Origin of the sequence: Streptomyces sp. NRRL F-6676 (assembly GCF_000725625.1) — a bacterium.
In the GTDB taxonomy this organism is placed as follows: Bacteria; Actinomycetota; Actinomycetes; order Streptomycetales; family Streptomycetaceae; genus Streptomyces.
Map to the genome: position 1 here is coordinate 271226 of NZ_KL647084.1, position 13242 is coordinate 284467.

At 73.7% G+C, this 13242-nt stretch carries 14 protein-coding genes and 1 pseudogene; 11 read left to right on the top strand and 4 right to left on the bottom strand.

Annotation, left to right across the window (positions count from 1 at the left end; genetic code table 11):
• Window positions 1-126: 126 nt before the first annotated feature.
• From IO29_RS34130 to IO29_RS40300, 7 genes and pseudogenes are all read left to right on the top strand, one after another.
• On the top strand, window positions 127-924 hold the full coding sequence (locus IO29_RS34130) for an IclR family transcriptional regulator domain-containing protein (protein ID WP_030379531.1): 798 nt from the start codon (window positions 127-129) through the stop codon (window positions 922-924).
• A gap of 254 nt (window positions 925-1178) precedes the next feature.
• Window positions 1179-2399, top strand: coding sequence for a CaiB/BaiF CoA transferase family protein (locus tag IO29_RS34135; RefSeq protein WP_051707533.1), 1221 nt, complete (start codon window positions 1179-1181; stop codon window positions 2397-2399).
• Window positions 2392-3273 carry a citryl-CoA lyase gene (locus tag IO29_RS34140; RefSeq protein ID WP_030379533.1) on the top strand — a complete coding sequence of 294 codons (882 nt, stop codon included), beginning with the start codon at window positions 2392-2394 and terminating at the stop codon, window positions 3271-3273. The genes IO29_RS34135 and IO29_RS34140 overlap by 8 nt, the downstream gene beginning before the upstream one ends.
• Window positions 3266-4129 (top strand): DODA-type extradiol aromatic ring-opening family dioxygenase, encoded by an 864-nt coding sequence (locus IO29_RS34145; RefSeq protein WP_030379534.1) that lies wholly within the window; start codon window positions 3266-3268, stop codon window positions 4127-4129. Before IO29_RS34140 ends, IO29_RS34145 begins: the two co-directional genes overlap by 8 nt.
• Entirely contained in the window at window positions 4126-4485 is a 360-nt protein-coding gene (locus IO29_RS34150) for a hypothetical protein (protein WP_030379535.1), read from the top strand. The genes IO29_RS34145 and IO29_RS34150 overlap by 4 nt, the downstream gene beginning before the upstream one ends.
• On the top strand, window positions 4482-5435 hold the full coding sequence (locus IO29_RS34155; RefSeq protein WP_030379536.1) for a quinone oxidoreductase family protein: 954 nt from the start codon (window positions 4482-4484) through the stop codon (window positions 5433-5435). The genes IO29_RS34150 and IO29_RS34155 overlap by 4 nt, the downstream gene beginning before the upstream one ends.
• Before the next feature lie 121 nt (window positions 5436-5556).
• Window positions 5557-5994, top strand: a pseudogene (locus IO29_RS40300) (alpha/beta hydrolase-fold protein); the annotation flags it as partial.
• A gap of 95 nt (window positions 5995-6089) precedes the next feature.
• Here the strand turns inward: IO29_RS40300 and IO29_RS34160 are convergent.
• On the bottom strand, window positions 6090-6836 hold the full coding sequence (locus IO29_RS34160; protein WP_030379537.1) for an SDR family oxidoreductase: 747 nt from the start codon (window positions 6834-6836) through the stop codon (window positions 6090-6092).
• A 346-nt stretch (window positions 6837-7182) separates the two neighbouring features.
• Here IO29_RS34160 and IO29_RS38765 point away from each other — a divergent pair, with 346 nt between their 5' ends.
• Window positions 7183-7539 (top strand): DUF3040 domain-containing protein, encoded by a 357-nt coding sequence (locus IO29_RS38765; protein WP_158709315.1) that lies wholly within the window; start codon window positions 7183-7185, stop codon window positions 7537-7539.
• A 126-nt stretch (window positions 7540-7665) separates the two neighbouring features.
• Here IO29_RS38765 and IO29_RS34170 read toward each other — a convergent pair whose 3' ends face one another.
• Window positions 7666-8016 (bottom strand): hypothetical protein, encoded by a 351-nt coding sequence (locus IO29_RS34170; RefSeq protein WP_030379539.1) that lies wholly within the window; start codon window positions 8014-8016, stop codon window positions 7666-7668.
• A gap of 154 nt (window positions 8017-8170) precedes the next feature.
• Between IO29_RS34170 and IO29_RS34175 the strand changes: the two genes are divergently transcribed.
• Window positions 8171-8365, top strand: coding sequence for a DUF2795 domain-containing protein (locus IO29_RS34175; protein ID WP_030379540.1), 195 nt, complete (start codon window positions 8171-8173; stop codon window positions 8363-8365).
• Window positions 8366-8455: 90 nt separating this feature from the next.
• Here IO29_RS34175 and IO29_RS34180 read toward each other — a convergent pair whose 3' ends face one another.
• Complete coding sequence (locus tag IO29_RS34180) at window positions 8456-9034, bottom strand: HPP family protein (protein WP_051707525.1); 579 nt, start codon at window positions 9032-9034, stop codon at window positions 8456-8458.
• A 192-nt stretch (window positions 9035-9226) separates the two neighbouring features.
• On the opposite strand from IO29_RS34180, the gene IO29_RS34185 reads away from it, so the two are divergent.
• Window positions 9227-10132, top strand: a complete 906-nt coding sequence (locus IO29_RS34185) for a sulfite exporter TauE/SafE family protein (protein WP_030379542.1) — start codon at window positions 9227-9229, stop codon at window positions 10130-10132.
• Here the strand turns inward: IO29_RS34185 and IO29_RS34190 are convergent.
• Window positions 10119-11909: a glycoside hydrolase family 15 protein gene (locus IO29_RS34190; protein ID WP_030994062.1), complete on the bottom strand. Its 1791-nt coding sequence runs from the start codon at window positions 11907-11909 to the stop codon at window positions 10119-10121. The two genes, IO29_RS34185 and IO29_RS34190, sit on opposite strands and share 14 nt — an antisense overlap.
• A gap of 184 nt (window positions 11910-12093) precedes the next feature.
• Here IO29_RS34190 and IO29_RS34195 point away from each other — a divergent pair, with 184 nt between their 5' ends.
• Window positions 12094-13107 carry an SDR family oxidoreductase gene (locus IO29_RS34195; protein WP_030379544.1) on the top strand — a complete coding sequence of 338 codons (1014 nt, stop codon included), beginning with the start codon at window positions 12094-12096 and terminating at the stop codon, window positions 13105-13107.
• The last annotated feature ends 135 nt before the right edge of the window (window positions 13108-13242 follow it).

A 13242-nucleotide genomic window follows, 5' to 3' on the forward strand; every position in this document is an offset into this window, starting at 1 on the left:
CCGCGTGGCGGACGGACCGTGCAGTAGGGTGGCGGCCGTTTCGCCGGCTCCTTCCCCGGTGTTCCCGGCCGTTCCGGGCCGTTCCCGACTGTTCCCGATCGTTCCCGACTGTTCCGAGGAGACGCCATGCCGCGCGAGGGCACCGGACCGGATTTCATCGAGGCGCTGGCCCGCGGCCTGGAGGTGATCACCGCCTTCGCTCCGCACCGGCCCGTCATGGGCCTCAGCGAGCTCGCGACGGCGACCGGGCTGGCCCGGCCCACCGTGCGCCGCATCCTGCTCACCCTCCAGGAACTGGGGTACGTGCGGGCGGACGCGCAGGGGTTCGCGCTCACCCCGCGCGTGCTGGAGCTCGGGGTCGCCTATGTGCGGTCCATGGGGCTGTGGGACGTGGCCCGGCCGCACATGGAGCGCCTGTCGGCGGGGACCGGCGAGTCCGTGTCCGCGGCCCAGCTCGACGGCTCGGACATCGTCTACGTGGCGCGCGTGTCGGTGCCGAAGATCGTCGCCCTCGCCGTCCAGATCGGTACGCGCTTCCCCGCCCTGCAAACCTCGCTCGGCAAGGTGCTGCTCGCCGCGCTCGACCCGGAGCGGCTGGACGGCGTCCTGGCCGAGCCCAGCCGGTCCGGGCTCACCCCGCGCTGGCAGCCGGACCGCGCCGAACGCGACGCGGAGCTGCGCGAGGTCAGGGCGCGCGGCTGGGCGCTCACCGACGAGCAGCTCACTCTGGGCATCCGCTCGGTGGCCGTGCCGCTGCGGGACGGTTCGGGCCGGGTGATCGCCGCGCTCAACGTCAACGCGCATGCCGCGGAGACCTCCGTCGAGCGGCTGCTCGACCATCATCTGCCCCTGCTGTTGCAGGCGGCCGGCGAGATCAGTGCGGACTTCGCGCGTCTGGAGACGGCACCTCACGTCGTGCGGTGACGTGGGGTCGGCTGGGAGTGCGCCCGCCGGGCGGGGAGGTGACGGTGTTCTCGCGGGTGCGGGTGCGGGTGCGGGTGCGGGTGCGGGTGCGGGTGCGGTGCGGGTGAGGGCGCGGGCGCGGGTGCGGGCTGGCTGGGCGCGCAGTTCCTCGCGCCCCTGTAGGGAGCCGCCTCTTGACGTGCGTGCCGTCGGGCGTGCCAGAATCAGTGAGCGGACAGTCGTCCGCAGAGCGGTCAACCATGGAGGCGGTCCTGATGGCAGACGACACCGGGCCCGGCCGGACCGCCCAGGACGGCGGCCCCCTCTCGGGGCTGCTGGTCGCCGACTTCTCCCGGATCCTCGCGGGCCCCTACGCCACCATGCTGCTCGCGGACATGGGCGCCGACGTCATCAAGGTCGAGGGGCCGCGCGGTGACGACACCCGCACCTGGATGCCCCCGGTGCGCGACGGCGTCTCCACGTACTACCTGGGCGTCAACCGAGGCAAGCGCGCCCTCACCCTTGACCTGCGCGATCCCGATGACGCCGAAGCGGCCCGGGAACTCGCCCGCCGCGCGGACGTCCTGATCGAGAACTTCAAACCCGGCGGTCTCACCCGCTACGCCCTCGACTTCGACTCCGTACGGGACGCCAACCCCGGCATCGTCTACGCCTCCATCAGCGGCTTCGGCACCGGCGCGGGCAAGCACGTACCCGGCTACGACCTCATGGTGCAGGCCATCTCCGGGCTGATGAGCCTCACCGGCGACCCGGACGGGCCGCCGTACCGGGCCGGGATCTCCGTCTTCGACGTGATGGCCGGCAACCACGCCGTCATCGGCATCCTCGCCGCCCTGCGCCACCGCGATGCCACCGGCACCGGCCAGCACGTCGAGGTCAACCTGCTGTCCTCGGCGCTCACCGGACTGGTCAATCACAGCTCCGCCTACGCCGCCGGCGGCGTCGTCCCGTACCGGATGGGCAACGCGCACCCCAGCGTCTTCCCCTACGAGCCGCTGCCCACGGCCGACAACGACCTCATCGTCACCGCCGCCAACGACGGCCAGTTCCGCAGACTCTGCGAGGTGCTCGGCATCCCGGAGACCGCCGACGACCCCCGCTTCGCCCGCAACGCCGACCGCACCGCACGCCGCGACGAGCTCCGGCCGCTGCTCGTCGAGCGGCTGCGCACCCGCGGCGCCCTGGAGTGGTTCGAGCTGCTGGTGGCGGCCGGGGTGCCGTGCGGGCCGATCAACACCATCGACGGCGGCTTCGCGATGGCCGAACGCTTCGGCCTGGAGCCGGTCGTGGAGGTCGGCGAGGGGGAGCGCGCCGTGCCGACCACCCGGCACCCCATCCGCTTCTCCGAGACCCCGGCCGCCTACCGGCTGCCCCCGCCCGAACCCGACGAGCACGGTGCCGAGATCCGCGCCTGGCTCAAGGGCCCCCGGGCCGACGGGACTTCACCGACCACCCGGGAGGACGGCGATGGCTGACGAACGCCCCGCACACTCCGCGCCTCCGGCGCACCCCGCGCCCCCCGTCTACCCCACCGCCCTCGGCGCCTCCTCCCGCGAGTCGATCACCCTGCTCGGCCACGACCTGGCCCGCGAGATCATGGGCGAGGTCGGCTTCGGCGAACTCGCCTTCTGGCTGGCCACCCAGCGGCGGCCGACCCCCGGCGAGACCCGCGTCTTCGAGGCCGTGCTCGCCGCCCTCGCCGACCACGGCTTCACCCCCACCGCGATGGTGACCCGGCTGACCTACCTCTCCGCGCCGGACTCGGTGCAGGGCGCCCTCGCGGCCGGACTCCTCGGCGGCGGCTCCCGCTTCCTCGGCGTCACCGAGGACTGCGGCCGCTTCCTGCACGACGTGCTGACCGGCCTCGACGGGGCGCTCCCGACGGACGACGCCGGCTGGGACGCGGTGGCGCTGGAGACGGTACGAGCCCGGCGCGCGAGCGGCCGGTTCGTCCCGGGGCTCGGCCACCACGTGCACAAGGACGGCGACCCGCGCACCCCCCGGCTGCTCGCCCTCGCGGCGGAGGAGGGCCTCCTCGGACCGCACCTCGCCCTCTTCACCGCGATCGGCAGGGTCCATCCGCGGGTGCTCGGCCGTACCCTGCCGTTGAACGGCGCCGGAGTCTGCGGGGCCGCCCTCGCCGACCTCGGGCTGCCGCTGGAACTGCTGCGCGGCTTCGCCCTGCTGGCCCGTACCGCCGGGCTGATCGGACAGCTCGCCGAGGAACTGCGGCACCCGGTGGCCAACGACATGTTCCTCTCCGTCGACCTCAACAACCGCTCCGTACCGCCCGACCCCTACACCCCCGAGCCGCCCGCCGGCCCCACCCACGGAGGTCCGCATGGCTGAACTGGTCGCGGTCATCGCGTCCACCCACCACCCCTTCTACTACCGCGCCTCCACCTCAACCGGCGACGACCGCCCGCCCTTCGCGGACGAATGGGTGCGCAAGGTGGAGGCGTTCCGCGAGACCCTGACGACGGCGCGCCCGGACGTGCTGGTGATGGTGGGCTCGGACCACTTCCACCAGCTCTGGCTGGACAACATGCCCCAGTTCCTGGTCGGCAAGGCGCCCGTCTACGACGCCAACTTCTACAACGAGGAACGCGAGTTCGGCCTGCCGAGGATGGTCCTCCAGGGCCAGGAGGACCTCTCCGCGCACCTCCTGCGCGGCGGCCTGGACGCCGGCTTCGACCTGGCCTTCTCCAACGAGCTGCGGATCGACCACTCCATCACGTGTCCGATCATCACGCTCCGCCCGCAGAACGACCTGCCGATCGTCCCCGTCTACACCAACATCTTCGCGCCGCCGCTGCCCCGCCCCGAACGGTTCGTCCAGCTCGGGCGCGCCATCCGGGCGCTGGTCGAGTCCTGGCCCGCCGACCGGCGGGTCGCGGTGATCGGCACCGGGCACCTCTCCCTGGAGCTGGGCGGACCCCGGCAGTTCGGACCCACCGGACCCGACCCGGAGTTCGACCGCAAGGCCGTCCGGTGGATCGCGACGGGGGACATCGAGGGCTGTCTGTCCGAGGTCACCCTCGACAGCCTTCACCTGCCCGGCAACGCGACCCACGGCTTCATGGACTTCATGCTGATGATGGGCGTGGCGGGGGAGGGGCTGAAGGCCGACTACGTCGACACCTACGACCTCTTCCACACGAGGGAGGCGTACTTCACCTGGTACCCGAAGGGCGGCCGGCCGTGAGCAAGTACCTGCTGAACAAGTTCCTGTTCACCGTCGACCGCGACCCGGAACTGGTCGAGCGCTACCGCGAGGACCCGCGCGCCACGGTGACGAGGTGGGAGGAGGAGTACGCCAACCGCATCCTCAACTGCGTCACCGGCGAATCCTCCACCTGGCTGCGGTTCGACGACGCCGAACGGGAGGCGCTCGCCACCCACGACTACGTCACCCTCTTCGAGATGGGCGCGCATCCCTTCCTCACACTCACCCTGTTCATCGGCCTGTTCGAGCGGGACCACCCGCCGATGGGCTTCCAGACCGAGTACGCGAGGAGACTGGCACACATGTCGCTGCCCTACCCGGACATCGCCACATGAGGGCGGCGGAACTGCGCGAGCCCGGCCGGCCGCCCGTCGTGGCCGACCGGGAGGCGCCCGTGCAGGGGCCCGGACAGCTCCTCGTCGAGGTGCTCGCCGCCCCGATCACCCCGCTGGACCTGCTCTGCGCCACCGGCACCTCCTACTTCGGCCGGCCCGCGACACCGTACGTGCCCGGCGTCCAGGGCGTCGGCACCGTCGAGGGCCGCCCGGTGTGGTTCGCCACCCCGGCCGGGATGGCACCGGGCGACGGCAGCATGGCCGAGCGCGCCGTGGCCCGCGCCGAGAACGTCGTCCAACTCCCCGACGGCACCGACCCGGTGGCCCTCGCCGCGCTCGGACTGTCGGCCGTCGCCGCGCACATGGCGCTCACCTGGCGCGGTGAACTCGGCCCGGGCGAACAGGTGATCGTGCTGGGCGCCGGCGGGGTGGTGGGCGAGGCGGCGGTCCGGCTCGCCCGTGCGGCGGGCGCCCGCCGGGTGGTGGCCGGGGCCCGTTCCCCGGCGGCCCGCGAGCGCGCCCGGCGGGCCGGCGCCGACGCCGTCGTCGCCCTGGACACCGACGACGTCGCCGAACTGGCCGCCCGCTTCACCGAGGCCGCCGACGGTCCCGTGGATCTCGTGCTCGACCCGCTGTTCGGCGCCCCGGCGGCGGCCGCGGCCCGGGCGCTCGGTCCCGGGGGACGGCTGGTCAACCTCGGCAGCTCGGCCGGCGAGACCAGCCCGCTGGACTCCGCCACCCTGCGCAGCAAGTCGCTGCGGGTGCTCGGCTACACCAACAACGAACTGACCGTGCGGCAGCGTGCCGAGGCGATCACGCACATCGCGGCCCGGGCGGCGGACGGACAGCTCTCCGTCACCCACGAGACCGTCCCGCTGGCCGACGCCGGCCACGCGTGGCAGCGCCAGGCGGCCGGGGCCGCGGGAGGACGGATCGTGCTGGTGCCGTGAACCGCGATCAGCGCAAGGCAGTTGAGTCCGGGGAAGTTCCCTCCCGCCCCTCCGGGAGTCCCGTTCCGTCGTGCTGTACCGGGTGCACAGACGGACGGGACAAACGGGGGACACGGCACCCATGCGGTCACTGCCCGGACACCGGCTCGGCACTCTCAGCACCTGGGTGACGGCCGCCGCCGTCGCCCTCGGCCTCGCAACTCCCCAGGCACCCGCCGCGGCGGACGCCGGCTGCCCCGGCGCTCGCCACCGGCGAGTCCGACGGACTCGACCTCGGTCCTGGACGCGGGCGGGCGAAGGTCCGCTGTGCGAGGCGGAGTTCAGCACCGACGCGCTTTACGCGCCGCGCGGCCCCGGCGCACCGGAGATCGACCCGGTGCGCAGACCGGTCCGCGTGCGCGTCCTGCTCGTACGGCGACTTCGCCCCGCTGTGGGAGACCTTCCCCCCCCCATCCACCAGCCGCTGCCCTGGATCGACGACCACGACCACCTGGCCACGTCGGGCCGGCGCGCGGTCGCGGGGATGTCCATGGGCGGGTTCGGCGCCCTGAAGTACGCCGCCCAGTACCCGCCTGGAACACCGCGCTCGACGGGGACCTCACGGCGGGCGGGGTGCCGCACCGCTACCGCGCGGCTCCCGGCGCCGACGGGGAGCTACTTCCGTCCGGCGAGCCAGTCGGCGAACCGGACCTCGCCCAGCCGCGCGTCCGGGCCGGGCAGAAGGGTGGTCTCCTCCAGCACGGTGCCCCAGTACGGGGCGTTCGGGACCGTGACGACGGTACGGGGGTCGCCGCCCGCGGCGAGGGTCTCGCGGACGATCCCGTCGAGCCGGAACACCTCGGGCCCGGCGACCTCCACCACACCGCCGACCGGCGCGCCCACCGCCGTACGGGCCACGGCGGCGGCCACGTCGGAGGAGTGCATCGGCTGGATGCCGACGGGCGAGAGGCGCACGGCGTCGCCCTCGGTCACCGAGTCGGCGATGCCGTTCAGGAACTCGAAGAACTGCGTGGCGTGGACGATCGAGTACGGGATGCCGGAGTCCTTGATCAGATCCTCCTGCACCTGCTTGGCCCGGAAGTAGCCGCTCTCCTGGAGGCGCCCGGTGCCGACGACGGAGAGCGCGACGTGGTGGCCGGTACCGGCCTCCGCCTCGGCCTTGAGGAGGTTGGTGGTCGAGGCGCGGAAGAAGTCCATGACCGCCCGGTCCTCGAACGAGGGCGAGTTGGAGACGTCGACGACGACCCGGGCGCCTCGCAGCGCCTCGGCCAGGCCCTCACCCGTCAGCGTGTTCACGCCGGTGCTGGGCGCGGCCGGCACCGCCTCGTGGCCGTGCTCGCGGAGCCTGTCGACGAGCTGGGAGCCGATGAGGCCGGTTCCGCCGATCACTACAACCTTCATGACTGCGATCCTCTCGGGGGTCCGCGCGGGCGCGGGGCCCGGCGGAGCCGGACGGCCGCACGGGCGATGACTGTCTGCACCAGGAAGACCAGACTCGCCCCCGATTCGTGACACCGCACGGCGGAGCGCGAGCGGTGAGTGGCGGGCGGTGGGCCGCCGGGCCGCGGCCGGCCGGGAAGTTGCCGCCGCCCGGCGTCGGTTCACCCAGTCCGGGTACTTCACCGGCGAGGGGCCGTACGGCCCGGTCCGCGTCGCCGCACGCCGGTCCCGCCGTGCCGCCCCCGGCCGACCGCAGCCGCCGCCGCGCGGCGCGACCGTCGCAGCGCCGCACCTCAAGGAGCGCCTCATGGACTACGAACGTGAGCTGGCCGAGATCGAGCGGCAACTCCTGACCCAGGATCCCCACCTCGCGGCCGAGCTGGACACCTTCGGGGACCTCACCGCCGCCCGCCGCCCCCCGCGCCCGCCCGTGTCTGCGGTTCCCCCGGCCCCCGCCGCCCCGCCGCGCTCGCGCACCGCGCGCCGCAGGCGACGGCTGCTCATCGCGGCCTGCGTCGCCGTCGCGCTGATCGTCGTCGCCCTCATGTCCGCACTCAGCGCGGGAGCCGCCACGCACCGCCCGGAGCACCCGTCCCGCCCCGGTCACGCCGTCCAGAAACCGGCCGGCGCCGTCCAGGAACCGGCCGGCGCCGGCCACGGGTAGCGCGGCCACCCGGCCGCCCGGACACCGCCGGCGTGGAGGGTCCGGGGTCGTTCGCCCTGCGCGGGATCCGGGGCCGTCACCGCGGTTCGCCCGGCGCGGCCGGCCGGTCGGCGACGGTCAGCGCTTTCACGCGGCCGCGGTGAACGCCGCGTCGATCGCGGTGTCCGTGCGCGCGTGCACGACCAGCCGGCAGCCGCCGGTGTCCGCACCGTCCTCGAGCAGCCGGCGCGCGGGGGCGCTGTGGGTGGCCACGGACATCAGGACACCGAGATTGCTGCACAGGCGGTGGGCGCGCAGTACCGAGGCGACCGCCGCGCCGCCCGTGGCGGGTTCCTCGAGGACCACCACGACGGGCATCGGACGGTACGCGTGGACCAGGTTGCCGATCTCCGCGGCGAGCGCGGCGCGTCCGGCTGGGCCGGGATCGCGGTGCACGGTGATGACGAGGACGCCACGCTCGAGCGCATGAGACAGCATGCCCTGATCCCTTCCACTGGCCATTTCCGTTGCCGCGGAAGTACCCCGGGCGGGCCGGGCAAATCGGGACGTTGGTTGTTTATGCCCGGGCGGTGCGGTGACTTGACCGGGGCCGTGCATTCCCGCACAGACATTCCGGAAGAGGAGCCGCACCATGGCGAGCATCAGCCCCATCGACCTCCAGAAGGCCCTGAAGGGCGCCGACTACCCCGCGAGCCGCGACGACCTGGTGAAGCTGGCCAAGGACAACGGCGCGGACGACAACCTCGTCGACAAGCTCTCGAACTCCGGGGTGGACGAGTTCGACGGTCCGAACAAGGTCCAGAAGGCCGTGTTCGACAACAAGTAAGGTCGTGTCCGACAACAAGTAGCGAGCGGGCGGCCCGCCGGCGCGACACCGGCCCCGCTCCCCGGCTCGGGGGGCCGGGCCGGCGTGGTCTCAGGAACCCTGCCGCTTCCGCGTGAGGCCGGACGTCGCCGTGGCGAGCAGAGGGGCGAGCGCGAGCACCAGCGCCAGCCCGACGAGCATGCCGTACAGCGGCGGCCCCGGACGCGAGATGCCGGAGGCGATGAGTAGCGCGGTGGCGGCGGCCGGCGGATGGTGCGAGTCGAACAGGTGCAGGAAGAACAGCGTCAGGCCCACCGCGAGGGCCTCGGCGCCGATCTGCCGGGCGGTGTCGGAGTGCTGTGCGGCGATCGACGGATGGCTCCACAGGCCGAAGACCGCCAGACAGGCGAGACCGCAGGCGATGGCGCACGCATGGCCCACCACGGCGCTGCGCAACCGCGCGCCGACGCTGTCGGGATGGGCCAGCAGCAGATACGCCGTCGGCCCGAGCGTCGTGGTCAGTGCCACCCAGCCGATCGACTGCCCGATGGCGCCGACCCCGGCCAGCAGCACGGCGGACAGCAGGAACAGCCGTACCCCGGCGACCAGTCGCCCGCGCCAGTCGGGCCGCCCGCCGTGCCCGCCCCGGCCCGCCGGCCCCGGCGTCCGCGGCGCCTCCCCCGGCCTCACCCGTGCCCGCCGGTGGCCGCGGGGCGGTCCGGTCGCGGGATCGTCCTCATGACGTGCTCCCTTCCTGTGCGAGAGCTGGGGAGTTCCCGCCGTGCGGCCCGTCAATCGGCGGCGGACGCCCGGACGGCGGCGCCCTGTCCGAGGGGTGGATTCCATACGTTTCCCATAGGAAAACTGATTAGGGTGCGGCCCATGGATTTCTCCGGGCCGATCATCCTCTCCGGGGCTCTCGTCGGCCTCGCCGTCGGACTCACCGGTATGGGCGGCGGCGCGCTCATGACGCCGATCATGGTGATGGTCTTCGGGGTGAACCCCACCGCGGCCATCGGCAGCGACCTCGCCGCCTCGGTGTTCATGAAGCCGTTCGGCGCGGTCGTGCACCAGCGCGCCGGCACGGTGCGCTGGGACATCGTGCGCCGGCTGCTGCCCACCGCCGTGCCCGCCGCGTTCGGCGGTGTCTTCCTGCTCCGGATGCTCGGCGACGGCGACGCGTTGCAGCGGCGCGTGAAGTACGTCATCGGCGTGGCGCTGCTGCTCGCGGTCGTCGGCATGCTGGTCCGCATGTGGCTGGACCGGCGGCGCGCCGCCGCCCCGGCCGACGCCGGTGAGGTGACCGTACGGCCGCTCGCGACCCTCGCGATCGGGCTGGTCGGCGGGACCGTCGTCGGCATGACCTCGGTCGGCTCCGGCTCCCTCATCATCGTGATGCTGATGCTGGCGCACCCCCGGCTCAAGGCGAACCATCTCGTCGGCACGGACCTGGTGCAGGCCATCCCCGTGGTGGCCGCGGCCGCCCTCGGCCACCTGGTGAGCGGGGACGCGGACCTGGGCCTCGCGGCGACGCTGCTGATCGGGGCGATACCCGGAGTCGTCGTGGGCGCCTTGCTGTCGACCCGGGTCACCGGGCCGGCGCTGCGGTGGGTCCTGGTGGTGCTGCTGACGGGGTCAGGACTGTCCATGCTGAAGGTGCCGGGGGGTGTCCTCGTGGCGGTGTCGCTGCTGATCGCGGGGGCGGGAGTGGCCGTCACCCTGCGGGAGCGGCGGCGGGCCGTGCCGGCGCCTGCCGAGCACGGTTCCGCGGCCCTCATGGAGCACTGAGGGCCGTCGCCGCCGCGATGACCGCGAGGTGGGTGAGGGCCTGGGGAAAGTTGCCCAGGAGGGCGCCGGTGGCGGGGTCGGTCTGTTCGGTGCACAGACCCACGTCGTTGGCCCTGGCGGTGAAGTCGTCGAGCAGTTCGGCGGCCTCCTCCGTTCGGCCCGTGCGGTGCAGGGCCTCGACGAGCCAGCCCGAGCAGGCGAGGAAGGCCCCCTCCTTCTCCCGCTGTCCGCTGTAGCGGTACAGCAGACAGCCACCGGCGCCCAGCTCGGCGCGTACGGCCCGGACCGTGGCGGACAGCCGGGGATCGTTTCCGGCGCAGAAGCCGGTGCGCGCGGCGAGCAGCGTGGCCGCGTCCAGCTCGTCGGTCCCCGCGTAGAAGGTGTACGACTGCTTCGCCTCCGACCAGCAGCAGCGGTCGATCCAGTCCCGTACGGCGTCGCGCTCCTGGCGCCAGCGCGGCACGTGCGGGCTGCTCATACGACCGGACTCGGCCAGGCGTACGGCCCGGTCCAGCGCCGTCCAGCAGCCGAGTTTGCTGCTGGTGTACTGCCGCCGTTCCCCCAGTTCCCAGAAGCCGGAGTCGGGGGACCGCCACAGGTCGCAGACCCGGTCCGTCATCCCGCCGAGCAGCGTGTTCGTCGCGCCGTCGAGATGGCCGCCCCGGGCGCAGTAGCGGTGGACCGCGTCGAACAGGTCTCCGTAGGAGCCCAGCTGGAGCTGCGCGGCGGCGGCGTTGCCCACGTGGACCGGGGCGGAGTCGCGATAGCCGGGCGCCCAGGACACCTCCGTCATGCCGCCGGACACCGGCCGCCCGCTCAGGGCGTACAGCGGGCGCAGACCGGGGGCCTCGTGGGCGACCGCGTCCAGCAGCCAGGAGACCCCGGCGTGCAGCTCCTCCGACAGGCCCAGACGGGAGAGCGCGTCCAGCGCGTAGGAGCCGTCGCGGATCCAGGCGAAGCGGTAGTCGTAGTTGAGCGGCCCGCCGATCCGCTCGGGCAGCGAGGTGGTGGCCGCGCCGGCGATCGCACCGGTGGCGCTCGAGGTCAGCGCCTTCAGGGTGAGGGCGCTGCGCAGGACGGCGGCCCGCCATCGGCCGTCGTACCGCACGGTGCCCGACCACTGCCGCCACGCGGCGGTGGTGCGCTCGACGCGCAGCCGGACGTCCCCGGGCGCCGGGACGTGCACCGGCTCGGTGTCCGTCGCGACCAGGGCGAGCAGCGCGGTGGTGCCGGCCTCCAGTTCCGCCCTGCCGTGGACGGCCCGGCCGTCGGCCACCGGCTCGCCCAGCCCCTCGGTGACGACGGCGAGCTGCTGGTCGCCGACCGTGAGGAGGGGCACGCCCCGTTCCCCGCGCGCCCAGGGGCTGCTGCGGGCGTCCAGCCGGTGCCCGGGGGCGACCCGCCACTCCATCGGCACCCGGCCGGACTCCACCGTGACCACCCGGGCCAGCTCCGTCCACGGCAGCCGCCCGAGCGCCCCCAGATTGAGGGCGTCGGTGACCCTGACCACGCCGTCCCGCGTCGTGAAGGTCGTCTCCAGGACCATGGTCCCCTCCGCATAGCGGCGGGTGACCTCGTACGGCACCGCGGGGGCGAGCGTGACGTGGCCGCCACCGGACGGGTCCAGCAGCGCGGCACACAGAGGCGGGGAGTCCAGAGCCGGCGCGGCCAGCCAGTCCACCGCGCCGTCCGAGGCGACGAGGGCGGTGGCGCGGAGGTCGCCGAGGAGGGCGTAGGAGCGCAAGGGGGCGAAGCCGTCTGTTCTCGTGGGGGTCACGTTCCCTCCGGTACCCCGGTCGAGGGTGCGCCGTCCGCGGTAGCCCGCGCTGTCGTGGAGTCGGCCCAGCGGGTTCACACCTTCGCCCCGTCGCCCGTTTGCCCACCCCCTCGTCGGGGGTACCCCGCATCCCCCGGCGGGGGACCCCGGCCGGGCGCCGAGGAGCGAGGGAGAGAGAGCACTCATGCCGAGCAGGACAGGGCGAAAGCTTGCGGTGGTGACCGGCGGGACCGCCGGAGTCGGCCGCGCGACCGTGCGCGAGTTCGCGGCCCGGGGGTACGACGTGGCAGTGCTCGCCCGGGGCCGGGCCGGTCTGGACGGTGCGGTGAAGGACGTCGAGGACGCCGGGGGCAGCGCGCTGGCCGTCCCCACCGACGTCGCCGACCACGAGGCGGTGCGGCGCGCCGCCGAGCGGGTCGAGCGGGAGCTGGGCGAGATCGACGTCTGGGTCAACGTGGCCTTCGCCGGCTCGCTCGCCTTCTTCTGGGACACCTCTCCCGAGGAGTACGAGCGGATGACCCAGGTCACCTACCTGGGCCAGGTCAACGGCACCCGGGCCGCGCTCGAGCACATGCGGCCCCGCGACCGGGGCGTCGTCGTCAACGTCGGCTCGGCCATGGCCTACCGCTCCATCCCGTTGCAGTCCGCGTACTGCGGCGCCAAGCACGCGGTGAAGGGGTTCAGCGAATCGGTCATGACCGAGCTGATCCACGAGCGGAGCAAGGTCAGGGTCTGCATGATCCAGCTCCCCGGCCTCAACACCCCGCAGTTCAATTGGAACCTCACCCGGATGCCGAAGCACCCCCAGCCGGTGCCGCCCGTCTTCCAGCCGGAGCTTCCCGCGAAGGGCATCGTCTTCCTCGCCGAGCATCCGCGGCGCAACCTGTGGGTGGGCCTGTCCACCGCGTACACCATCCTCGGCGAACGCCTCGCTCCCGCGTTCATGGACCGCTACCTCGGGCGCAAGGTCGTCGAGGGCCAGCAGACCGACGAGGACCTGCCGCGCTGGGGCGCCAACATCGACGAGCCCTCCGACGCGACGGAGGACCGGGGGGCGCGCGGCGGCTTCGACGCGCAGGCGCACGGGCGGGACCCCGTGCTGTGGCTCTCCCAGCACCGGCGTGCGCTGCTCGGCGGCCTCGCGGCCACGGCAGCGGCGGGCCTCGCCGCAGCCACGGCCACGCGCGGTCGCCGCTAGGTCGTGTCCGCAAAGTGTGGTCGTCGTTGGTCTGTTCGTGGTGCGTCGTCATGAGCTGACTGATGAGTCGTGGGCGGTGATCGGGCCGTTGCTGGCGCCGCCGCGGATGGGCAGGCCGGTGCGTGACCGTCGCCA

Excerpts from the sequence above, each read along its gene's own strand:
- IO29_RS34140 (WP_030379533.1), top strand. The coding sequence starts at position 2,392 with ATGGCTGACGAACGCCCCGCACACTCCGCGCCTCCGGCGCACCCCGCG.
- IO29_RS34185 (WP_030379542.1), top strand. The coding sequence starts at position 9,227 with ATGGATTTCTCCGGGCCGATCATCCTCTCCGGGGCTCTCGTCGGCCTC.
- IO29_RS34155 (WP_030379536.1), top strand. The coding sequence starts at position 4,482 with ATGAGGGCGGCGGAACTGCGCGAGCCCGGCCGGCCGCCCGTCGTGGCC.
- IO29_RS34145 (WP_030379534.1), top strand. The coding sequence starts at position 3,266 with ATGGCTGAACTGGTCGCGGTCATCGCGTCCACCCACCACCCCTTCTAC.
- IO29_RS34175 (WP_030379540.1), top strand. The coding sequence starts at position 8,171 with ATGGCGAGCATCAGCCCCATCGACCTCCAGAAGGCCCTGAAGGGCGCC.
- IO29_RS34130 (WP_030379531.1), top strand. The coding sequence starts at position 127 with ATGCCGCGCGAGGGCACCGGACCGGATTTCATCGAGGCGCTGGCCCGC.
- IO29_RS34135 (WP_051707533.1), top strand. The coding sequence starts at position 1,179 with ATGGCAGACGACACCGGGCCCGGCCGGACCGCCCAGGACGGCGGCCCC.
- IO29_RS38765 (WP_158709315.1), top strand. The coding sequence starts at position 7,183 with ATGGACTACGAACGTGAGCTGGCCGAGATCGAGCGGCAACTCCTGACC.
- IO29_RS34160 (WP_030379537.1), bottom strand. The coding sequence starts at position 6,836 with ATGAAGGTTGTAGTGATCGGCGGAACCGGCCTCATCGGCTCCCAGCTC.
- IO29_RS34195 (WP_030379544.1), top strand. The coding sequence starts at position 12,094 with ATGCCGAGCAGGACAGGGCGAAAGCTTGCGGTGGTGACCGGCGGGACC.
- IO29_RS34170 (WP_030379539.1), bottom strand. The coding sequence starts at position 8,016 with ATGCTGTCTCATGCGCTCGAGCGTGGCGTCCTCGTCATCACCGTGCAC.